This window comes from Enterobacter sp. LU1 (assembly GCF_008271405.2).
GTDB classification, from domain to species: domain Bacteria; phylum Pseudomonadota; class Gammaproteobacteria; order Enterobacterales; family Enterobacteriaceae; genus Enterobacter; species Enterobacter hormaechei_C.
The window spans coordinates 1,889,500-1,911,607 of sequence record NZ_CP043438.2; the positions used below are offsets into that span (position 1 = coordinate 1,889,500).

The window sequence follows — 22,108 nt, forward strand, 5'->3', positions numbered from 1 at the left end:
TCACGGCAAGCGTTTTTGTGAAAATTGTGTGACGGGATCAAATTTGGGGGAGAGGTGCGGTCTGATGCCCTCACCCCGACCCTCTCCCACGGGGAGAGGGTGAAGGGCACGTACCGTAGGCCGGGTAAGCGCAGCGTCACCCGGCAGGATTTTAAAAGCGCGTGTCCACGGCTGAAGCCAGCTTCTCCAGCAGCAGCTCGCTGTCTTCCCAGCTCAGGCACGGGTCGGTGATCGACTGGCCGTAGACCATTTGCTGTCCGGCGACGATCTTCTGCGTGCCTTCTTTGATAAAACTCTCCGCCATAATTCCTGCAATGGCGGTCGAGCCGCTGCGGATCTGCTGGCAAACTTCCTCGCAGACGTCCAGCTGGCGGCGGTGCTGTTTCTGACAGTTGCCGTGGCTGAAATCCACCACCAGATGCTCCGGCAGGTCAAATTCCGCCAGCGTTTCGCAGGCGGCGGCAATATCTTCTGCATGGTAATTCGGTTTTTTACCGCCACGCATAATGATATGTCCGAACGGGTTGCCGCTGGTCTGGTAGATGGTCATCTGGCCGTTTTTATCCGGGGAGAGGAACATATGGCTGGCGCGTGACGCGCGGATGGCATCTACGGCAATTCGGGTATTGCCGTCCGTTCCGTTTTTGAAGCCCACCGGGCAGGAGAGCGCCGACGCCATTTCACGGTGGATCTGGCTTTCGGTGGTACGTGCGCCAATCGCGCCCCAGCTAATGAGGTCGGCAATAAACTGTCCGGTCACCATATCCAGAAATTCGGTGGCAGTTGGCACGCCCAGCTCGTTAACCTGTAACAGCAGCTTGCGCGCCAGTGTAATACCGTGATTCACCCGGTAGCTACCGTTCAGATCGGGATCGGAAATCAATCCTTTCCAGCCCACGACGGTACGCGGCTTTTCAAAGTAGGTACGCATCACGATCTCCAGGCGATCCTGATACGTGCCGCGCAGCGTCTGAAGGCGTTGTGCATAATCCATTGCCGCGTCGAGGTCGTGGATGGAGCAGGGGCCAATCACCACCAGAAGACGTTTGTCTTCACCATTGAGAATTTTTTCGATGCGGCGACGGGAGGCCGTCACATGGTCCGCCACCTCGGCGGATACGGGATGCAGCCGGGCCAGTTCAGCCGGTGTGACCAGGCTATCAATGCGCGCGGTGCGCAGTTCGTCGGTTTTGTTCATGGAATGTCTCAGAAATTTTTTGCTTCATCGGCAGACTACCGGGAAGTGATGGCCATCACCTTAAACCAATCCCTGCTGATTTCAAGTTCGGGGCACGTCGCCCCGAGGATGGCATGATAATAACTGAAACTGGATTAATGTACTAGCATATTAGTACATGCGGCGATTCAGCCCCATGATATCGAGGATCTTGGTGGCAATTTCTTCTACTGAATAGTTGGTACTGTTCAGCCAGGGAATTTGATTTTTCCGGTATAGCGCTTCGACTTCGGAGACTTCCATTCGGCACTGGCGCATCGAGGCGTAGCGACTGTTCTCGCGACGTTCTTCGCGGATCGCCGCCAGGCGTTCCGGGTTGATGGTCAGCCCAAACAGCTTATGCTGGAGCGGCTTGAGCGCGGCGGGCAGCACCAGGTTATCCATATCATCGGCAATAAAGGGGTAGTTGGCGGCACGAATGCCAAACTGCATGGCCAGGTAAAGGCTGGTGGGGGTTTTACCGCAGCGCGACACGCCGAGCAAAATCACCTGCGCCTGGTCGAGATTGCGCAGGGAGATCCCGTCGTCGTGCGCCAGGGTGTAATCAATGGCGGCAATACGCGCATCGTATTTGGTCAGGTTACCGGGGTTCAGCCCGTGGGTACGGTGGGCGATCGGCGTCGGGTCGAGCTTCAGCTCGCTTTGCAAGGGAGCAACCAGCGCCTGCACGATGTCCTGACAGAAGCCCTCGCTTTGCAAAATGATGTTGCGGATCTCAGGGATCACAATGGAATAGAACACCAGCGGACGAACGCTGGTCTGCTGGTAAATGGCGTCGATCTGGTCCTTGACCGCTTTGGCCCGGCTCTCATTTTCCACGAACGGCAACGTGATGCTATTTATCGATACCGGAAACTGCGACATCACCGCGTGTCCCAGCACCTCGGCGGTAATCGCCGTCCCATCAGAAATATAAAAAACGTGGCGATCGACAGCATTATCCATTTTATCCACCCTGAATAGCGTACGTAATTGCCTGAAAGCATAAATTAAAAAAGTTAATTTCACAGCAAAGAACTTATCTGAATTTAAAATGAAATGGTGTTTTTGATTTTCCTGAAAAGTGGATTTCATTTTTCGAATAGCGGCTTTATTTCTATGGTTTTTGCCGGAATCTATAGGAATCATCGGGTTAGCGAGTGCCGGGAAACTGTCCGAAAAGTTGAAAATTTAAATTGCTTACACGATTCACCGTTTTTTTAGCGGAAATAAATATGCCAGTATAAATACGTAGTCAGGTGTTTCTTACTCCGATCAAATATCACAAAAGGATTGTTTCGATGTCCAACAATGGCTCGTCACCGCTGGTGCTTTGGTATAACCAACTCGGCATGAATGATGTAGACAGAGTTGGGGGCAAAAATGCCTCCCTGGGTGAAATGATTACAAATCTGTCCGGTATGGGTGTCTCCGTACCTAACGGGTTTGCCACAACCGCCGATGCGTTTAACCTGTTTTTAGACCAGAGCGGTGTAAACCAGCGCATTTACGACCTGCTGGATAAAACGGATATTGATGATGTCACCGAGCTTGCCAAAGCCGGCGCGCAAATCCGCCAGTGGATTATCGACACACCTTTCCAGCCGGAACTGGAAAAAGCCATTCACGACGCCTACAACCAGCTCTCCGCTGACGATGCGCAGGCCTCCTTTGCCGTGCGTTCTTCTGCAACCGCAGAAGATATGCCCGATGCCTCGTTCGCCGGACAGCAGGAAACCTTCCTGAACGTTCAGGGTTACGATGCGGTGCTGGTGGCGGTGAAGCACGTGTTTGCTTCCCTGTTTAATGACCGCGCCATCTCCTATCGCGTGCACCAGGGCTACGACCATCGCGGCGTCGCGCTTTCCGCCGGCGTGCAGCGCATGGTGCGCTCGGACGTAGGCTCTTCCGGCGTGATGTTCTCTATCGACACTGAATCCGGCTTCGACCAGGTGGTGTTTATCACCTCCGCGTGGGGTCTGGGCGAGATGGTGGTGCAGGGGGCGGTAAACCCTGACGAATTCTACGTTCACAAGCCTACGCTGGCGGCTAACCGTCCGGCAGTGGTACGTCGCACCATGGGCTCGAAAAAAATCCGCATGATCTATGCTCCGACGCAAGAGCATGGCAAGCAGGTCACCATTGAAGATGTGCCACAGGAGCAGCGGGATCGCTTCTCACTGACCGACGCCGAAGTGGAAGAGCTGGCGAAGCAGGCGGTGCAGATTGAAAAACACTATGGCCGTCCAATGGACATCGAGTGGGCGAAAGACGGACACACCGGCAAGCTGTTTATCGTGCAGGCGCGTCCGGAAACCGTCCGTTCACGTGGTCAGGTCATGGAGCGCTACACCCTGCACGCGCAGGGCAAAATTGTCGCGGAAGGCCGCGCAATTGGTCACCGCATCGGTGCCGGTCCGGTGAAAGTGATCCACGACATCAGCGAGATGAACCGCATCCAGCCGGGCGACGTGCTGGTAACCGACATGACCGACCCGGACTGGGAACCGATCATGAAAAAAGCGGCTGCCATCGTCACCAACCGCGGCGGCCGTACCTGTCACGCGGCTATTATCGCCCGTGAGCTGGGGATCCCGGCGGTAGTCGGCTGCGGTGACGCGACCGAACGCATGAAGGACGACCAGAAGGTGACGGTCTCCTGCGCTGAAGGCGATACCGGTTACGTGTATGCCGATATCCTCGACTTCAGCGTGAAAAGCTCCAGCGTGGATACCATGCCGGACCTGCCGCTGAAGATCATGATGAACGTCGGCAACCCGGACCGCGCGTTTGACTTCGCCTGTCTGCCGAACGAAGGCGTGGGCCTGGCGCGTCTGGAATTTATTATTAACCGTATGATCGGGGTGCACCCGCGTGCGCTGCTGGAGTTCGACGACCAGGACGCAAAACTGCAAAACGAAATCCGCGAGATGATGAAGGGTTACGACTCGCCGAGAGAGTTCTATGTGGGTCGTCTGACGGAAGGGATCGCCACGCTCGGCGCGGCCTTCTACCCGAAACGCGTGATCGTGCGTCTGTCGGACTTTAAGTCCAACGAATACGCCAACCTGGTGGGCGGTGAACGCTACGAGCCAGAAGAAGAGAACCCGATGCTGGGCTTCCGCGGCGCCGGACGCTACGTGTCGGAAAGCTTCCGCGACTGCTTCGCGCTGGAGTGCGAGGCGGTAAAACGCGTGCGCAATGACATGGGGCTGACCAACGTGGAAATCATGATCCCGTTCGTCCGTACCGTGGATCAGGCGAAAGCGGTGGTGGACGAGCTGGCGCGTCAGGGGCTGAAGCGCGGCGAGAACGGGCTGAAGATCATCATGATGTGCGAAATCCCGTCCAACGCCCTGCTGGCCGAGCAGTTCCTGGAGCACTTCGACGGCTTCTCCATTGGCTCGAATGACATGACGCAGCTGGCGCTCGGCCTGGACCGCGACTCCGGCGTCGTCTCTGAGCTGTTCGATGAGCGTAACGAGGCGGTGAAAGCGCTGCTCTCCATGGCCATCCGCGCGGCGAAGAAACAGGGTAAATATGTCGGGATTTGCGGCCAGGGTCCTTCTGACCATGAAGACTTTGCGGCCTGGCTGATGGATGAGGGGATTGATAGCCTCTCCCTGAACCCGGACACCGTGGTGCAGACCTGGCTGAGCCTGGCAGAGCTGAACAAGTAAAACCTGCACAACCTGAAAAAGGCGAGGATATCTGTCCTCGCCTTTTTTATTTTCCTGCGAATATGCTCACCATCACAAATAAAGCAAAAAACCAAATATCATAATTTATCTGTTAATTTAGACAATTGTTAGCGGGCAGGGCGTTGCTAATACTTGAGCCTTACCGCGTACATCCGTCGGGATGATGCGCGACTGGTTGAAATACGTTTTAACCTGATAAAAAGGCAAATAACAATGACAATCTCCTCTGTATTACGTACCAAAGATAAAATAGGTTATGGCCTCGGCGATATGGCCAGCGCGCTGGTCTGGCAAACGGCAACGTTATTTCTCGCTTATTTCTATACGGACGTATTCGGTTTGCCTGCGGCCATTATGGGCACCATGTTTTTAGTGGTGCGCGTGGTCGATGCGTTTGTCGACCCGTGCATTGGCGCGCTGGTGGACCGCACTCAGACCCGCCACGGTCGTTTTCGTCCCTGGCTGCTCTGGTTTGCCATTCCGTTTGGCGTGAGCTGCCTGATTACCTTCTACGTCCCGGATGCCGGGGCGACGGCAAAAATTGTCTATGCCTGCGTAACCTATGCCATCCTGAGCCTGATCTATTCCGCGATTAACGTCCCTTACTGCGCCATGCCCGGCGCGCTGACGCTCGACCCGCGCGAACGCCACTCGCTGCAATCCTGGCGCTTTGGCCTGTCGTTTATTGGCGGGTTGATTGTAACGGTCATCGCGCTGCCGCTGGTCTCATTATTAGGCCAGGGGAATGTGCAAAAAGGCTATTTCTATGCCATGAGCCTGATGGGGCTGCTGGGTATTGTTTTATTCTTCTGCTGCTTCTTTATGACCCGGGAGCGTTACTCGCCGCGCAATGACACCTCCGGCTCGATGCTGACGGATTTAAAACTGCTGGCCGCCAATAGCCAGTGGCGAATTGTTTTTCTGTTTAATATTTTACTGTTAACCGCCGTCGTGACGCGTGGCTCTGCGACCATGTATTACGTTAACTATGTTCTGTTACGTCCGGAACTGGTTTTTGCCTTTATTGTTTCCGGCATGGTGGCCTCCTTAAGCGGCGCATTATTATCTGAACGTCTGCTGGGGAAATTTGACCGGGTGCGTGCCTATCAGTGGACCATTATTTCTTTCGTTATTTTTGGCGCGCTGATTTTCTTCATTCCGCCTTCGCAGGTGTGGCTGATATTCGGTCTGAATATTGTGTTTAGTTTTATTCAGAACCTGACCACGCCGCTGCAATGGACCATGTTCTCCGATGTGGTGGACTACGAAGAACACCGTAGCGGCCGCCGCCTGGACGGGCTGGTCTTTTCTACCGCCCTGTTTGCCATCAAGTTTGGGCTGGCGCTGGGTGGGGCGGTGGTCGGTTGGGTGCTTGGCATGGTGGATTACGCGCCGGGTCAGGCAAACCAGGCGCCTCACGTTCTCGCAACCATCAATGCCCTGTTCACCCTGATCCCCTGCGTGCTGTTCCTCTGCATGGTGGCGCTCCTTGCCATCTACAAACTTAACAGCCGGCTGGTGGACAGCATCGCCCGCGAGCTGGCCAGCAAACGCGATAGTCGAAACGATGCGGGGCAGCTCAGCCCGGCAACCCAATCCGCACTACAGGAGTAAACCATGACTGCGATCTACAAGGACGCGGGACGTTCCGTACACGAGCGTGTCGCTGATTTACTGGCGCGTATGACGCCGGAAGAGAAATTTGCCCAGATGCACGCGTACTGGCTGATCCTTGATGAACACGGCAACCACCGCGAGCGCAGCGATCTGAGCGATGAATTCGCCGGCGTGAGTGAACAGGCGTCCCTCAGCGAAAGGCTGAAGCTGGGCGTCGGGCAGATCACCCGCCCGCTCGGCACGCACATTGTTGATGCAAAAACCGGCGTGCGTGCCGCCAACCGCCTGCAACGCATGATGATGGAGGAGACCCGGCTCGGCATTCCGGCGCTGTTTCATGAAGAATGTCTGGTAGGGCTGCTGTGCAAAGATGCAACGCTGTTCCCGTCGTCGCTGAACTACGGTTCTACCTGGGACCCGGCGCTGGTGCAGCGGGCGGCGGAGCAGATTGGCAAAGAGGCCCGATCCGTCGGGTGCCAGCAGGGGCTGGCCCCGGTGCTGGATGTCTCGCGCGATGTGCGCTGGGGACGGACGGAAGAGACCTTTGGGGAAGATCCGTGGCTGGTAGGGGTGATGGCGACGGCGTACGTGAAGGGGTTGCAGGGCGATAAGCGCGATCTGCTGGCGACCCTGAAACATTACGTCGGCCACTCCTTCAGCGAAGGGGCGCGCAATCATGCGCCGGTCCATCTCGGTTTCAGCGAGCTTAACGATACCTTCCTGCTGCCGTTTGAGATGGCGGTAAAGCTGGCCAACGCCGGTTCGGTGATGCCAGCCTATCACGACATTGATAATCAGCCAGGGCACAGCGACCATTTTCTGCTCACCACCGTGCTGCGTGAACAGTGGGGCTTCGACGGCATTATCGTGGCGGATTACGGCGGCGTCAGCCTGCTGCACCAGCACCACGGGATTTCTCACGATCCAGCACAATCGGCGGCGCTGGCGTTTAACGCCGGGCTGGACGTGGAACTGCCGAAGGATGACTGCGCGCGTCATCTGGCTGAAGCAGTAGAGCGTGGGCTCATCTCAATGGCGAAAGTGGATGAGATTGTGGCGCGCGTGCTAAGTGAAAAATTCCGTCTCGGGCTGTTTGAAAAACCGTACGCCGACGAAGACGGTATCGATTTGCAGAATGAGGCGACCCGGCAGGTGGCGCGCGAGGTGGCAACAAAATCGATCACGCTGCTGGAAAATAACGGCATTTTGCCCCTCGGCGGAAAACCCCGTGTAGCGGTAGTGGGGCCGACGGCGGACGATCCACTGGCGTTACTGAGCGGCTACAGCTTCCCGGTTCACCTGATTATCAGCGATATGGTTGAAGAGACTTCGCAGGTGACCACCCCGCGCGCGGCGCTGGAACAGTACCTTGGCGCATCACAGATACGTTACGCCAAAGGGTGTCACATTATCGAAAAACGGATGGCGGGCGCACCGGTGTTCCCGGGCGACAGCGGCGGTAAGCCGATGCAGCAATCGCCGGTTTCACAACGCACGGATTTGATCCCCGACGCCGTGAGCGCGGCAAAAGAGAGTGACGTGGTGGTGGCCTGCGTGGGCGACCTCGCCGGGCTATTCCAGAGCGGCACCGTGGGGGAAGGTTCGGATACCGATTCGCTGGATCTGCCGGGCGTGCAGCAACAACTGCTGGAGGCGCTGGTGGCAACCGGTAAGCCAGTGATTGTCGTCATGACGGGTGGGCGTCCTTATAACCTTCAGGGGCTGGAAGAGAAGGTGGCCGCGCTGATGATGGCCTGGGCGCCGGGGCAGGAAGGGGGCTGGGCGATTGCCGATGTCTTAACCGGCCGCGAGGAGCCGCAGGGCAGGCTGGTAGTGAGCGTGCCGAAAAACGCCGGGGCGATGCCGTACTACTATAACCACAAGCTGAAAAGCGGCGGCACGCCGTTTGCGTTCCATTTCGGCGCACTTTACCCGTTCGGTTACGGTCTCGGCTGGACGCAGTTTCGCTGGGGCGCGGCCCGCCTGACGGAAAGCCGCGTCCCGATCGACGGAGAGGTGGCGTTAAGCGTCGATATCACCAACACCGGCGAGCGCAGCGGCAGCGAAGTGGTACAGGTGTACGTACGCGATAAGGTCGCCACGCAGGTGCGTCCGCTTCAGGAGCTGAAAGCGTTCCAGCGCGTTACGCTTTCACCGGGAGAAACCGCCACGCTGACCTTTACTCTGCCGGTGGAGATGTTTAATTTCACCCGCCGGGACGGAAAGCGGATTGTCGAGCCAGGGGAATTTGAGCTACAGGTTGGCGCGTCCTCGGCGGATATACGCGAGGTGGTGAACGTGCTGGTAACCGGGGAGACGCGGGAGCTGGCGGGGGAATGGCGCATGCTCAGCCGCTGTGACATTACACGGGCGTAAAAAGGATAAAAAAAAGCCCATCGTGGGAGATGGGCAAAGACTACACACAGCAATTCGTTGTTTCACTCAGGGGATTTCCATGCTTATAAATCAAGGTGTTGATTTATAACCGTGTCTTAATAGTAGGCATGCCAGGATTTTGAGTCGATCGGATTCGTCTCAATAGTTAAAGGCAGGTAAAGATTTCTTGAAGAGAATGACGGTTTTAGGCAGAAAAAGGCGGGTCTGACCAGTGTGCAGAGAATAAATAGTTTAGCAACGTTTAAGTATTGCTGTGGAGAGTGTAGCCGGGTAAGCGTTAGCGCCACCCGGCCTACGTTCTTACTGCGCGTTCTTATCTTCCAGTTCTTCAAGTTCGCTTAAGATGACGTCAGGGTCGGTTCCCGGCGGCGGCACTTCATGCACCCAGGCGGAGAAGAGACGCCAGGTTACCGCAAGCAGCACCGGACCGATGAACAGGCCAATCATGCCGAAGGCAATTAACCCCCCGATCACCCCGGACAGGATCAGAATCAGCGGCAGGTCAGCGCCCATGCGGATGAGGAGGGGACGGATCACGTTATCCATGGTGCCCACCACGCAACTCCAGACCAGCAGCACCGTGCCCCAGGTCGTGTCCCCCGTCCAGTAAAGCCAGATAATGCAGGGAACCAGCACCAGCAGCGGACCGAGCTGAGCCAGACAGGTCATCAGCATGACGACGGTGAAAATGGTGGCATAAGGTACGCCGGAAATTGCCAGCCCGATTCCGCCAAGTACAGCCTGCACCAGCGCTGTGACCACCACGCCGAGCGCTACCGCGCGGACGGCCTGGGCTGCCAGCAGCACGGCCGCATCGCCGCGTTTATCTGCCAGTCGGGTGGCGAAATGACGTACCCCCAGCGCAACCTGCTCGCCGCGCCAGTACAGCAGGGCGCTGAAGACCAGCATCAACGTACAGTGCATCATGAAGCGACCAATGTGCGCAGCCTGCCCCACAAACCAGGTGGTGGTTGTGCCGATGTACGGACGTACTTTGGCCATCAGCGCGCTACCGCCCATCTCCAGCAGGCTGTGCCAGCCGCTGTACAGTTTTGCGCCCACAACAGGAATGCTGTTCAGCCACGCGAGATCCGGCAGCGTCATATCACCGCTGGTGACCGCGCGAATAACCGGGCCGCTACTGTCAACCAGGCTGTTAACCAGCAGTGCAATGGGAATAATAAACAGCAGGAACAACAGCAGCGTCATCACCAGCACGGCCAGGCCGCGGCGACCAAACAGCAGTTTCTGCAAACGTAAGAGTAAAGGCCAGGTTGCGACGACGACGGTCGCGGCCCAGGCAAATCCGAGCACGAAAGGACGAACAATCCACAGACACGCAATAATCATAATGGCTAAGAACAGCACCGACAGCAGTATCTGCGCGACATCCCTGGGCTGACGAAGATTGACCATAAACGAAACTTTCCTTAAATGAACACCAGCAAGGCTGATGGGAATATAAACCGCATCTCTCTAATCATTAGTGATTTCAGCGATTTTTGACAGGCGGATTTTGCCCGTAATTCTACGAAGCACATAAGAAAAAAATGTGATAAAACTTTCCAGACACAACGCAAACGATTTCACACTATTCTCATTAGGGTCGACAGCAATGATCCCACAGATTTCTCAGGCACCGGGCGTCGTTCAGCTGGTGCTTAATTTTTTGCAGGCACTGGAGCAACAGGGTTTTACAGGTGACACCGCCACCGATTATGCCGACAGGCTGACGATGGCGACCGATAACAGTATTTACCAGCTTCTTCCCGATGCCGTCGTTTTCCCGCGCTCTACCGCCGATGTGGCGCTCATCGCCCGTCTGGCGTCGCAGGAGCGTTTCAGCACCCTGGTCTTTACCCCACGCGGCGGCGGGACGGGTACCAACGGGCAGGCGCTGAACCAGGGCATCATCATTGATATGTCCCGCTATATGAACCGCATCATTGAGATCAACCCGGAAGAGGGGTGGGTGCGAGTGGAAGCGGGGGTGATCAAAGATCAGCTGAATCAGTTTTTGAAACCTTACGGCTATTTTTTTGCGCCAGAGCTTTCCACCAGTAACCGCGCGACCATTGGCGGGATGATCAACACCGATGCCTCGGGGCAGGGCTCGCTGGTCTACGGCAAAACCTCCGATCACGTTATGGGTGTGCGGGCGGTGCTGCTGGGGGGCGATATCCTCGATACCCAACCGATGCCGATCGAGCTGGCCGAAACTCTGGCAAAAGAGAGCACCACCAGCGGACGGATTTATCGTACCGTGCTGGAGCGCTGCCGCGAAAATCGCGAACTGATCCTCAACAAATTCCCGAAGCTCAACCGCTTCCTGACGGGCTACGATCTGCGCCATGTCTTTAATGACGATCTGAGCCAGTTCGATCTTACCCGCGTACTGACCGGGTCAGAAGGGACGCTGGCCTTCATCACCGAGGCGCGTCTGGATATCACCCGGTTGCCAAAGGTGCGCCGTCTGGTGAACGTCAAATACAACTCCTTTGACTCCGCGCTGCGTAATGCACCGTTTATGGTGGAGGCGCGGGCGCTGTCGGTGGAAACCGTCGATTCAAAAGTTCTGAACCTGGCCCGGGAAGATATCGTCTGGCATTCGGTGAGCGAACTGATTACTGACGTGCCGGATAAAGAGATGCTCGGCCTGAACATCGTCGAGTTCGCCGGGGATGACGCAGAGCTGATTGAGAGCCAGGTGAGCACGCTCTGCCAGCGTCTGGACGAGCTGATTGCCCAGGGGGAAGGCGGCGTCATTGGCTGGCAGCTGTGTAACGATCTCTCCGGCATCGAGCGAATCTACGCGATGCGTAAAAAAGCGGTGGGGCTGCTCGGCAACGCGAAAGGGGCGGCGAAGCCGATTCCGTTTGCGGAAGATACCTGCGTGCCGCCGGAGCACCTTGCTGATTATATTGTGGAGTTTCGCGCGCTGCTCGACAGCCATGGTCTGAGCTATGGCATGTTCGGGCACGTGGACGCGGGTGTGCTGCACGTGCGCCCGGCGCTGGACATGTGCGACCCGCAGCAGGAGATCCTGATGAAGGAGATCTCCGACGAGGTCGTGGCCCTCACGGCCAAATACGGCGGCTTGTTATGGGGCGAGCACGGCAAAGGATTCCGCGCCGAGTACAGCCCGGCGTTTTTTGGCGAACAACTTTACGCCGAGCTGCGTAAGGTGAAAGCCGCTTTTGATCCCGATAACCGCCTTAACCCGGGAAAAATCTGCCCGCCGGAGGGCGTTGATGCGCCGATGTTGCAGGTGGACGCCGTCAAGCGCGGCACCTATGACCGACAAATTCCGATTGCGGTACGCGCTTCCTGGCGCGGCGCGATGGAGTGCAACGGCAACGGGCTATGCTTCAACTTCGATGTGAAAAGCCCGATGTGTCCGTCGATGAAAATCACCAGCAACCGCATTCATTCCCCGAAAGGGCGTGCCACGCTGGTGCGCGAATGGCTGCGCCTGCTGGCCGACCGCGGCGTTGACCCGCTCAAGCTGGAACAGGAGCTGCCGGAAAAACGCGCCAGCCTGCGCGGGCTTATCGAACGCACCCGCAACAGCTGGCATGCGAACAAAGGCGAATACGATTTCTCGCATGAGGTGAAAGAGGCGATGTCCGGCTGCCTGGCGTGCAAGGCGTGTTCAACCCAGTGCCCGATTAAAATTGACGTACCGGAATTCCGTTCCCGCTTCCTCCAGCTGTACCACACGCGTTATCTGCGCCCGATGCGCGATCATCTGGTGGCGACGGTGGAGAGTTACGCGCCGCTGATGGCCCGTGCGCCAAAAACCTTTAACTTCTTTATCAACCAGCCGCTGGTGCGCAAACTGTCAGAAAAACATATCGGCATGGTGGACCTGCCGCTGCTGTCGGTGCCATCACTCCAGCGTCGGCTGGTGGGGCACCGCTCGGCGAACATGACCCTGGAACAACTGGAAGCATTAAGCCCTGAGCAGAAAGCGAAGGTGGTGCTGGTGGTGCAGGATCCGTTTACCAGCTATTACGATGCCCAGGTGGTGGCCGATTTTGTCCGACTGGCCGAGAAAATCGGCTACCAGCCGGTGGTGCTGCCGTTCTCGCCGAACGGCAAGGCGCAGCACATAAAAGGTTTCCTCACCCGCTTTGCGAAAACCGCGCAGAAAACTTCAGATTTTCTGAATCGCGTGGCGCAGCTCGGTATGCCGATGGTGGGCGTCGATCCGGCGCTGGTGCTCTGTTACCGGGATGAATATAAGCAGACGCTCGGCGATAAGCGCGGTGATTTTCAGGTCTTACTGGTGCACGAGTGGCTGCCTGCGGTGCTGACGCAAACGCCCACTCAGGAGGTGAGTGGAGAAGCCTGGTATCTGTTTGGGCACTGCACCGAAGTGACGGCGCTGCCGACGGCGCCTGCCCAGTGGGCTTCTATCTTTGCCCGGTTTGGCGCGAAGCTGGAAAGCGTTAACGTGGGCTGCTGCGGTATGGCCGGAACCTACGGCCATGAAGTCAAAAACCACGCTAATTCGCTCGGCATTTACGAGCTGTCGTGGCATCAGGCGATGCAGCGCCTGCCACGCAACCGCTGTCTGGCGACGGGCTACTCCTGCCGCAGCCAGGTGAAACGGGTGGAAGGTAACGGCGTCCGCCATCCATTGCAGGCTTTACTGGAGATTATCGGATGATCTGGAAACGTGCGTTCACCCTTGAGGCCTTAAATGCCATGGGCGCGGAGAACATGGTCGGTTTGCTGGACATCCAGTTCACGCGCATTGGCGACAACGAACTGGAAGCGACGATGCCGGTAGACAGCCGCACTCATCAACCGTTTGGCCTGTTACACGGCGGCGCGTCCGTCGTGCTGGCCGAAACGCTGGGGTCGGTGGCGGGCTACCTGTGTACGGAAGGAGAGCAGAAGGTGGTGGGTCTGGAGGTCAATGCCAACCACATCCGCTCCGTTCGCAGCGGGCGCGTGCGCGGCGTCTGCCGGGCGCTGCATGCCGGAAGCCGTCATCAGGTGTGGCAGATTGATATTCTGGACGAGCAGGATCGCCTGTGTTGTTCATCCAGGCTGACGACGGCCGTTGTGTAAAGTTTCCGGATGTCTTGTTTTTGGTCAAAAATTAGCCGCCTGATTGTGATATACTGGTCACGTTTTGAACATAAGCGAGGACATCATGGATACTGAAATAACCCCAACACAGCTGGCAATTGAATATTTACGTCGCGATAAAAGCAATCTGTCTCCCGCGCAGTACCTGAAAAAGCTGAAACAGCTTGAGCTGGAATTTACGGATTTGCTGGCGCTCTCTTCAAACGAACTGAAAGAAGAGATCTACTTTGCCTGGCGGTTGGGCGTTCACGTCCATTAAGCAGTGAAGAAAAGGCCGCAAGCGCGGCCTTTTTTGTGTCTGACATTCAGTATCTGGCAGGCAGTTTGTTAATTTTAATCAGCCGGCCTTCTTCCATTTCGATGAACCCACCCGTTTTCAGATCAGCCAGGATCCGCATTACGCCACTGCGGGAAAGATGGGTTTTATCCCTGATATACCTTTCCGCCGTCACGCTGCGTCGGTAGCTGTCATCTTCCTGCATCAGCAGCACGAGCTGCTGGCGAATCATCTCGTACGCGGTTGGCGCGCCTTTCGGCATGACGTTGTGATAGAGGCGGTTATAGACAAACATCAGATGATTAGAAAGCAGCCCCCACAGCGCCTTCTCTTTGATAATTTGAGCCACCCGATCGGTCGTGAGTACACCAATCAGGCAAGGCGTTACCGTTCGGAGGTAGTCATTAAAATAAATGTCCGTCAGGTTAGCGAGGCCAAACAGGGCGGGACTGCGCGCCGTTGAAAGCATCATGTCGTCGCTTCTTCTGTATATGGCGACCGTGCCATCAAGAATTAAATAACACATGCTCTGCCCGTCAACCTGGAGATCAAGTTGCTCGCCGGGATCGGTTTTATGCGTGGCGCAGTGCGGCTGTAAATGAGAAATCAGTTCCTGAGCATAGGGAGAGCCGCGATGCGATGGTTTGTCAGAAGACATAGAGTTAACCTGGAAAGAGACTGTACTCTCTATAGTGTCGCTCTTCTTTTCCACCTTCTCCAGAGATAAATACAGCCTCAATACTTACGGGGTAAGTGATGGATCTCAACTAGTACGCCACGCTCCATGGTGATGTATTTCCCCGTCCGCAACTCCGCGAGGATCCGCATAATGCCGCTGCGTGAAAGATAGGTGCGGCTTTTGATATAGGCTGCGGCGGTAATGTTTTGTCTTATGGCTTCCGGCTCCTGCATTAACTCAACCAGTTGAAAGCGGATAATGTCATAAGCCGACATTTGCGATATCTGGGCGCAATGTTCGTAGACGCGCGATGCGGTGTAGATCAGCAGGTTTGAGAAGTGCTCCCATAAATTCTGTTGTGCGACAACATGATTGAAACACGCCAGCGAAACGCTTGCCACCTCTGAAGTTTCCAGCGCTCTGACGTACAGGTGTTCAGACGATAACTGGCTGCTCACGCCGAGTATAAATGGCGCGGATTCAGAATTTAAGACGATACCGTCCCCGCGACGGTGTAACGCCACGCTGCCATGCAACAGTAAAAAGCATTGACGGGTATCGCCGGAGCAATAATGGATAATTTCTCCTCTGGCAATAATGCCTCTCTCCGCATGCGGCAAAACATTATCGATTATTTTTTCAATGTGCTTAAAAGGCTTAGCGCCGAGCACTGTTGACTTATCAATTTCTGACTCAGGCGCGAACCGGGTATTCATGTGAGACCTCACTGTCTGATGCGATCATTTTTTGATCGACATAAGGAATTATCTTAAAAACCAGCAGGTCAGGGAATATTTGCGGCAAGTCTAATTATAGACTCACCTGTTTTTAAGTGTTAATTAATTGAAAATGAAACCTTTTTTATTCAGGTCTAAAAGTAGACTGCGGCTATTATTCTTAAGGTATTTCCACGTGTATATGTTTTGTAATTGTTAAAAGAGGATCCACAGCTAGACCTCAAAATTGATTGTATGCGCAAAAAGAGTTGTATAAATTTTGACTCGTCGGAGGGGTTTTATTTCTTTAACTGAATATCGGTAATAACTAGAGTAATACGGGATATAAAATTATGAATAAAAAATTGATGATGGCAATGTTAGCGGCAGGTTCTGTACTCACCATGACCAATGCATTCGCAGCGGCCGGTACCGTTAATTTTAACGGAAATATTCTGGATTCTGCCTGCGACGTTGATGTGGCATCCCAGAATCAGGTGGTGGTATTAGGCGATTATTACAAAACGGAATTCCCGACAACCGGGGCGAGAACGGCTGCGACGCAATTTAATATTATTTTGAAAAACTGTCCGGTAACGGTCACCAATGCAAAAGTCCGTTTTGACGGTACGCCGGATCTAACCAACGCCAGCCTGCTGGCGATTGATACGTCCGTGGCGGGGGCGGCCACCGGGGTGGCGATTAACCTGATGACGGCAGATAAAGCCGATCTGCCGCTGCACGGCAGCAACAGCTATACCTATGCACTCAGCAGTACGGCTGATAATACGCTGAACTTCTACGCGCAGTATATCTCCACCGCGGCATCCGTGACCGCGGGCCCGGCTAACTCGGTCGCAAACTTCTCAGTGGTATACAACTAAGTCATTGCAGTAATCAGCAGGGGGCCGCCCGGCCCCTTGTTTTATGAGGTATTAAAATGCGTTTTATCACGACAACGGGCCTGGCTATGGCGCTGTTACCGCTGACGTTAACATCCGTCAGTGCAGGAGTAATTATTGGCGGCACCCGTATTATTTTTGATGGGACTAAAAAAGAGGCGTCAATAGGTATTACTAATCCTGATAATGTTCCTTATTTAATCCAGTCGTGGATAGATGTTCAGGATGAACAATCGGGTAAAGCGCCTTTTATTATTACGCCACCACTGTATCGGCTGGACGGCGGGCAAAAGAACCTTGAGCGTATTGTCATGACCGGCTCACTGCCTCAGGGGCGGGAGAGTTTATTCTGGCTGAACATTAAAGCTATTCCTTCAGCCTCAAAGCAGATGAACTCGCTGCAAATTGCCGTCAAAACGCGCATCAAATTAATTTATCGACCAGAGACTCTTCGTGCGTCTACCCCCGAGGAGCAAGCCAATAAATTAACCTGGCGTCGTTCGGGAAATACCCTTCAGGTTAATAACCCTACGCCGTACGTTATCAATTTCAATGAAATTACGTTGGGTAATAAGAAGCTTGACGATGTCACGTACGTGATGCCTTCAGGCACAGCCCGTTTTCCGTTACCGAACGGAACCAGTGGCAATACGCTGACGTTTAAAGTCATTAACGATTATGGCAGCCCTGGCGAATTACACCGGGCCAGTTTGTGATCCTTACGCGTTAATCAGGTGTTCGTCATGACAACGGCATTGAATGCAATGCAGCCTGCGCGCCTGGCAATATTTATTGCCCTCGCGCTTGCTGGTGTCTCTCCCACACTGTATGCCAGTGAGACGTTTAATACGGAACTGGTAGAGCTGGATAATCCCGGAATGGGAAAAGCGGATTTATCTGCCTTTGAATCCGGCTCGCAGGCGCCCGGGACATACCACGTTGATATTATTCTTGACGATCGGCTGCTGGAAACGCGGGATATTCGTTTTATGGCAGTGAAGGATGCTAACGGCAGTGAAACGTTGCAGCCTTGCCTGAGTATCGGGCAGTTAAAAGCGTGGGGCGTGAAAACGGCGCTTTTCCCACAGCTTGCCGCCGGGGAAGGTGAATGCGCCGATCTTAGGGCGATCCCACAGGCCAGCGCGGATTTCCAGTTTGGCGCCCAGCGTCTGGCGATTAGCATTCCACAGGCGGCTATAGACCTGCCAGCGAGAGGTTACGTTCCGCCGGATATGTGGGATGAAGGCATTACCGCGGCCATGCTCAACTACAGCCTGAGTGGGGCAAACAGCCGGGCAAGAAGCGGGGCAGGCACCCGCAGCGACAGCCAGTATGCAAACCTGCGGCCGGGGATCAACGTCGGTCCCTGGCGGTTACGCAACTACACCACCTGGTCCCGCGATGCGTCCGGCCAGGATAAGTGGGACAACGTCTATACCTTGATGCAGCGCGCGATTATTCCCCTGCAAGCCCAGCTTACGCTCGGAGACAGTTCCGCGCCTGCCGATGTCTTTGACAGCATGCCGTTTCGCGGCGTCCAGCTGGCGTCCGACGACGATATGCTGCCGGATTCCCTGAAAGGCTATGCGCCGGTGGTGCGCGGTATTGCGCGAACTAACGCGCAGGTCGTGGTGCGTCAGAATGGCTATCAAATCTACCAAAGCTATGTGGCACCGGGCGCGTTTGAGATCGCGGATATGTATCCCACCGGCGGCGCGGGAGACCTTGATGTCACGATCGTCGAAGCTGATGGTAGTGAGCAACATTTCACCCTGCCGTACGCTTCGCTGCCGGTCCTGCAACGGGAGGGGCGCCTGAAATATGCCCTTACCGCCGGGCAGTATCGCTCGTATAACCGTAGCGTGGAGAAAACCCCCTTCGGGCAATTGACCGGAATTTACGGCCTCCCTCACGGTATTACGCTCTATGGCGGCGTCCAGGGGGCAGATAAGTACCAGTCGGCGGCTCTGGGGGTGGGCAAGAATATGGGCGATCTCGGGGCTGTATCCGCAGACGTCACTCAGGGCTGGTCAACGCCGGAGCATGCCGCGAAAACAAACGGTCAGTCGTGGCGGGCCCGATACAGCAAGAATTTTATCAATACCGGGACCAACTTTTCGATTGCCGGGTATCGCTACTCGACCCGCGGCTATTACGGGATGCAGGACGTCCTCGATTCTTACGGCGACAGCAGCGCGCTTCATGACAGGCGACGTAACCGTGCCGAGCTGACGATGAGCCAGACGCTGGGGGACAACCTGGGCGCGCTTACCCTCAGTGCGGCGCGGGAAGATTACTGGAATGACGGTAAGTCGATGGCTTCGTGGAGCGTCGGCTATAGCAACTACTGGCATAACATCAGCTATGGCCTGACATGGACTTACAGCAAAAATGTCCGCTCAGCGTCAGAAACCCGCGACAGCCAAAAAAACGCTGACCATGACCAGCTTCTGGCGTTCAACGTCAGCATTCCGCTGGATAAATTTTTGCCGCAGACATGGGCTAACTATGGCATGAACGCCAGCGGGAATAACGGGACGACGCATAACGTCGGCCTGAACGGGGTAGCGCTCGAGAACCGTGCCCTGAACTGGAACGTACAGCAGGGATACGGAACAGAGGGCGTGGGCTATACCGGCAATGTTAACGCGGACTACAAAGGCGCCTATGGCGAAGTCACAGCAGGTTATGGTTATGACAAAAACAGTGAACGCCTGAATTACGGGCTGCAAGGCGGCATTCTCGCCCATGCTGATGGCATCACGCTTTCCCAGCCGCTGGGGGAGACCAGCGTCTTAATCAAAGCCCCCGGCGCCCACGACGTGGATATCCGCAATCAGCCCGGTGTACGGACAGATTTTCGCGGATATACGGTCGTGAGCAACCTTTCTGTCTACCGGAAAAACGATCTCACCCTCGACCCGGAAACGATGCCGGACGATGTCGAGCTGGAGATCAACACCCGCACGGTGACGCCGACGCGGGGAGCGGTGGTGAGAGCCGATTATCTGCCGAAGTCAGGTCGCCGGGTGCTGATGACCTTGACCGACAACGACCGCGCCGTTCCGTTTGGGGCGGTGGTCACCCTTGTGGGTGATGACAGCGGCAGTTTTATTGTCGGCGATCGCGGTCAGGTCTATTTAACCGGGATGCGCGAGCAGGGAACGTTAGTCGCTACATGGGGAAGTCAATCCAGTCAGCAATGCCGCGCTGATTTCACGCTGCCGAATCACTCAACGTACGGTGGGATCGCTGATATGCACGCCACCTGCCGTCAGGAACGCTAACATGAAATGTCTTAACGCGATGCTGCTGCTCTGTTTGCTCGCGGCGGGAAGTATCGCTCGGGCCGGTACCTGCACCACCATCACCCCGCAGCTTTCCACCCTGTCCGTGGGGACGATCAACGTGCAGCGCGATGCGCCTGTCGGCACGGTGGTATTTTCTGGCGCGGCGTCAGCCACAGGCTCCTATCTTACCGGGTGTACGAATCCGCTGATGCTGGGATTCAGCCTGCGCTACAACGGCGCCACGTTGAGCAGCTACGGCAACCATGTTTACAACACGAACGTCAGCGGGATAGGGATACGCTTTTCTTCCAACGGCTATTTTGAAAACCCGAGCAATACGTTCTCGTACAATGCGCAGACCTCCTATGTGGACTGGTACGGCGGGAGGATTGAGCTGGTGGTGACGGGGCCGGTCTCATCGGGGGCATTAACCCCCGGGACGATCGGTGTCGTGACGCTTCAGGGAAGCGATGGCCTCTACCGTGACGGTCTGACCACGCAGCTCACCTCCGGCACCATCAATGCACTGGCGTGCACGGTGAATACGGCCCAGCTGACGTTTCCGATAGGGGATATTCCCGCCTCGGCGTTCGGCACCGTGGTGGGCACCACGCCAGCGGGAGCACAAAACACGCAAAACCTGGGCCTGACCTGCGCCGCCGGAACCAATATTACGGTCTCGCTCAGTGGAATACAGAACCCGGACAGCGCCAATACCAGCGTGATGGCCTTAACCGGGCAGGGAAATGCCGGCACTGCGAAAGGGGTGGGGGTGCAGCTTATCTATAACGGTGCACCGCTGGTGATGAACAGCCGACTATTCTTGCGGCAGTCTGCCGGGGGGCAAGAGACGTTGCCATTAACGGCCCGATATTACCAGACGTTAACCCGCGTGGAGTCAGGTTCAGCGAATGCCTCCGCCACCCTTAATGTGACCTACCAGTAGCAGGTAAGAAGATGAAAATAAGATGCAGGACACTGCTGTTACTTGCCTTACTCAGCGGGAAGGTATGCTCCGCTGATAGCGTCAACATCGGTGTGACGGGAAATATCGTTGCGTCGCCGTGCATATTTAATGGCGGCAGCAACAGCCTTGATGTCAACCTGGGCAATATTCAGGCAACCAATATGGCGACGCCGGGCTCAACATCGGATCCGGTGCCTTTCAGTCTGCTGTTTACCCAGTGCCCAACCGGAACGCAGAGTGTGACCGTCGCTTTCACCGGCAGCCCCGATCCCGAGGCGGGTGCGGACTATTTTATGAACAGCGGTTCGGCCACGCATGTGGCGATAGCCATGCGCGATGCCCAAACCGGCGCGCTTAAAGGAACAGGCACCAGTATGACCCAGACCATTGCCGCGGACAGAACCGCGACAATGGCTATGCTGGCCTCGGTAAAATCTATGCCGGGAGGCGCCACGCCGGGGAGCATCATTGCGGTTGTGGTGATGACGATGCAGTACAACTAAATGCCGGTGATAAGCCTTTTTTAAAGACGTTGGTGTGAACTATGTTAAATATTCTGATTCAGGAAACGGATCTGTTTTTTCAGGCTGGGCTACAGAGCTTTTTCGAAGATTTTTTTAAGCATAACTTTCATCGCTCCATCACATTTCACCTGGCGCTGACAAATGAAAACGTCAGCCAGGCCGATATTATTGTTCTTTCATTATGTCAGGGGGAAACGCTGACCTGTTTTCCGGAGTTACTGGCCCGGCAAAAAGGAATTGTGATAGGTCTCGTCGACGATGAGCTGCGCTTTTCGGCGCTGCCTTCCTGCTTTCAGGACATTATTTTTCTTCCGCGCCGGGCGTCGCTTGACCGTATTAGCGGCGTTCTGTTTATCGCGTGGTTCAGGACGCAATTACCAGGTTACACGTTGAATAAAAAGACCTGTTTCGACTGCCAGCATAAAGGTTTATCCCGGCAACAGATTCGTATTATGGTCAATTTTTACCGGGGGCTGTCGGTGGTGCAGACCGCGAACGCGTTGAAGATGAGCGAAAAAACGGTCTTTACCCATAAATATATGATGATGCAGAAATTTAATCTGCGAAGCGATTACGAGCTGATCGTACTGTTGAGAAGGCTGATGGAGAAAAAGAGCCGTCCGAACCTGCTTCGCGATTACCTGGAAAATAATTATGCACAACAAATAGCCTGAAACGGCAGCGGATAGCGGGCCGGGCAGCGATAGCTACCCGGCAATGCA

17 protein-coding genes and 1 other RNA gene are annotated in these 22,108 nt (G+C 55.5%); 12 read left to right on the forward strand and 6 right to left on the reverse strand.

What is annotated here, in order from left to right:
* Positions 1–151: 151 nt before the first annotated feature.
* Together aroH and FZF21_RS09100 are read right to left on the reverse strand one after the other, a co-directional pair.
* Positions 152–1,198, reverse strand: a complete 1,047-nt coding sequence (aroH, locus tag FZF21_RS09095; RefSeq protein WP_015570722.1) for a 3-deoxy-7-phosphoheptulonate synthase AroH — start codon at positions 1,196–1,198, stop codon at positions 152–154.
* A gap of 150 nt (positions 1,199–1,348) precedes the next feature.
* Positions 1,349–2,182 carry a pyruvate, water dikinase regulatory protein gene (locus tag FZF21_RS09100; RefSeq protein ID WP_047735044.1) on the reverse strand — a complete coding sequence of 278 codons (834 nt, stop codon included), beginning with the start codon at positions 2,180–2,182 and terminating at the stop codon, positions 1,349–1,351.
* A gap of 335 nt (positions 2,183–2,517) precedes the next feature.
* On the opposite strand from FZF21_RS09100, the gene ppsA reads away from it, so the two are divergent.
* The 3 genes from ppsA to FZF21_RS09115 all read left to right on the forward strand — a co-directional run bounded on the left by ppsA (position 2,518) and on the right by FZF21_RS09115 (position 8,910).
* Positions 2,518–4,896 (forward strand): phosphoenolpyruvate synthase, encoded by a 2,379-nt coding sequence (gene ppsA, locus FZF21_RS09105; protein ID WP_017384643.1) that lies wholly within the window; start codon positions 2,518–2,520, stop codon positions 4,894–4,896.
* Positions 4,897–5,130: 234 nt separating this feature from the next.
* Positions 5,131–6,531, forward strand: a complete 1,401-nt coding sequence (locus FZF21_RS09110; RefSeq protein ID WP_045344226.1) for an MFS transporter — start codon at positions 5,131–5,133, stop codon at positions 6,529–6,531.
* 3 nt (positions 6,532–6,534) lie between these two features.
* Positions 6,535–8,910, forward strand: a complete 2,376-nt coding sequence (locus tag FZF21_RS09115) for a glycoside hydrolase family 3 N-terminal domain-containing protein (protein WP_063847955.1) — start codon at positions 6,535–6,537, stop codon at positions 8,908–8,910.
* Positions 8,911–8,915: 5 nt separating this feature from the next.
* On the opposite strand, the gene rprA is transcribed toward FZF21_RS09115, so the two are convergent.
* Positions 8,916–9,023, reverse strand: an RNA gene (rprA, locus tag FZF21_RS09120) — antisense sRNA RprA.
* Positions 9,024–9,231: 208 nt separating this feature from the next.
* Positions 9,232–10,347: an AI-2E family transporter YdiK gene (gene ydiK / locus FZF21_RS09125; protein WP_149120977.1), complete on the reverse strand. Its 1,116-nt coding sequence runs from the start codon at positions 10,345–10,347 to the stop codon at positions 9,232–9,234.
* 199 nt (positions 10,348–10,546) lie between these two features.
* On the opposite strand from ydiK, the gene FZF21_RS09130 reads away from it, so the two are divergent.
* The 3 genes from FZF21_RS09130 (at position 10,547) to FZF21_RS09140 (ending at position 14,290) form a co-directional block, all read left to right on the forward strand.
* Positions 10,547–13,603, forward strand: coding sequence for an FAD-binding and (Fe-S)-binding domain-containing protein (locus FZF21_RS09130; protein WP_032670067.1), 3,057 nt, complete (start codon positions 10,547–10,549; stop codon positions 13,601–13,603).
* The gene (gene menI / locus FZF21_RS09135; protein WP_047726921.1) at positions 13,600–14,010 is read left to right on the forward strand and encodes a 1,4-dihydroxy-2-naphthoyl-CoA hydrolase; all 411 of its coding nucleotides are present in this window, start codon (positions 13,600–13,602) and stop codon (positions 14,008–14,010) included. The genes FZF21_RS09130 and menI overlap by 4 nt, the downstream gene beginning before the upstream one ends.
* 85 nt (positions 14,011–14,095) lie before the next feature.
* On the forward strand, positions 14,096–14,290 hold the full coding sequence (locus FZF21_RS09140; protein ID WP_003857766.1) for a YdiH family protein: 195 nt from the start codon (positions 14,096–14,098) through the stop codon (positions 14,288–14,290).
* A gap of 46 nt (positions 14,291–14,336) precedes the next feature.
* Here FZF21_RS09140 and FZF21_RS09145 read toward each other — a convergent pair whose 3' ends face one another.
* Entirely contained in the window at positions 14,337–14,966 is a 630-nt protein-coding gene (locus FZF21_RS09145; protein WP_023296357.1) for a helix-turn-helix domain-containing protein, read from the reverse strand.
* A 77-nt stretch (positions 14,967–15,043) separates the two neighbouring features.
* Complete coding sequence (locus FZF21_RS09150) at positions 15,044–15,703, reverse strand: winged helix-turn-helix transcriptional regulator (protein ID WP_062937677.1); 660 nt, start codon at positions 15,701–15,703, stop codon at positions 15,044–15,046.
* A gap of 353 nt (positions 15,704–16,056) precedes the next feature.
* Here FZF21_RS09150 and FZF21_RS09155 point away from each other — a divergent pair, with 353 nt between their 5' ends.
* The 6 genes from FZF21_RS09155 to FZF21_RS09180 are packed head-to-tail and all read left to right on the forward strand — an operon-like array spanning position 16,057 to position 22,060.
* Positions 16,057–16,587 carry a fimbrial protein gene (locus FZF21_RS09155; RefSeq protein ID WP_149120976.1) on the forward strand — a complete coding sequence of 177 codons (531 nt, stop codon included), beginning with the start codon at positions 16,057–16,059 and terminating at the stop codon, positions 16,585–16,587.
* Positions 16,588–16,643: 56 nt separating this feature from the next.
* The gene (locus FZF21_RS09160) at positions 16,644–17,321 is read left to right on the forward strand and encodes a molecular chaperone (RefSeq protein ID WP_108393727.1); all 678 of its coding nucleotides are present in this window, start codon (positions 16,644–16,646) and stop codon (positions 17,319–17,321) included.
* 27 nt (positions 17,322–17,348) lie between these two features.
* Entirely contained in the window at positions 17,349–19,892 is a 2,544-nt protein-coding gene (locus FZF21_RS09165; protein ID WP_149120975.1) for a fimbria/pilus outer membrane usher protein, read from the forward strand.
* 1 nt (position 19,893) lies between these two features.
* A complete protein-coding gene (locus tag FZF21_RS09170) occupies positions 19,894–20,841 on the forward strand; it encodes a fimbrial protein (RefSeq protein WP_047057685.1) in 948 nt (315 codons plus the stop codon).
* An 11-nt stretch (positions 20,842–20,852) separates the two neighbouring features.
* Positions 20,853–21,365 carry a fimbrial protein gene (locus tag FZF21_RS09175; protein WP_045141507.1) on the forward strand — a complete coding sequence of 171 codons (513 nt, stop codon included), beginning with the start codon at positions 20,853–20,855 and terminating at the stop codon, positions 21,363–21,365.
* A 41-nt stretch (positions 21,366–21,406) separates the two neighbouring features.
* Positions 21,407–22,060: a LuxR C-terminal-related transcriptional regulator gene (locus FZF21_RS09180; protein ID WP_045907493.1), complete on the forward strand. Its 654-nt coding sequence runs from the start codon at positions 21,407–21,409 to the stop codon at positions 22,058–22,060.
* Positions 22,061–22,108 lie beyond the last annotated feature (48 nt).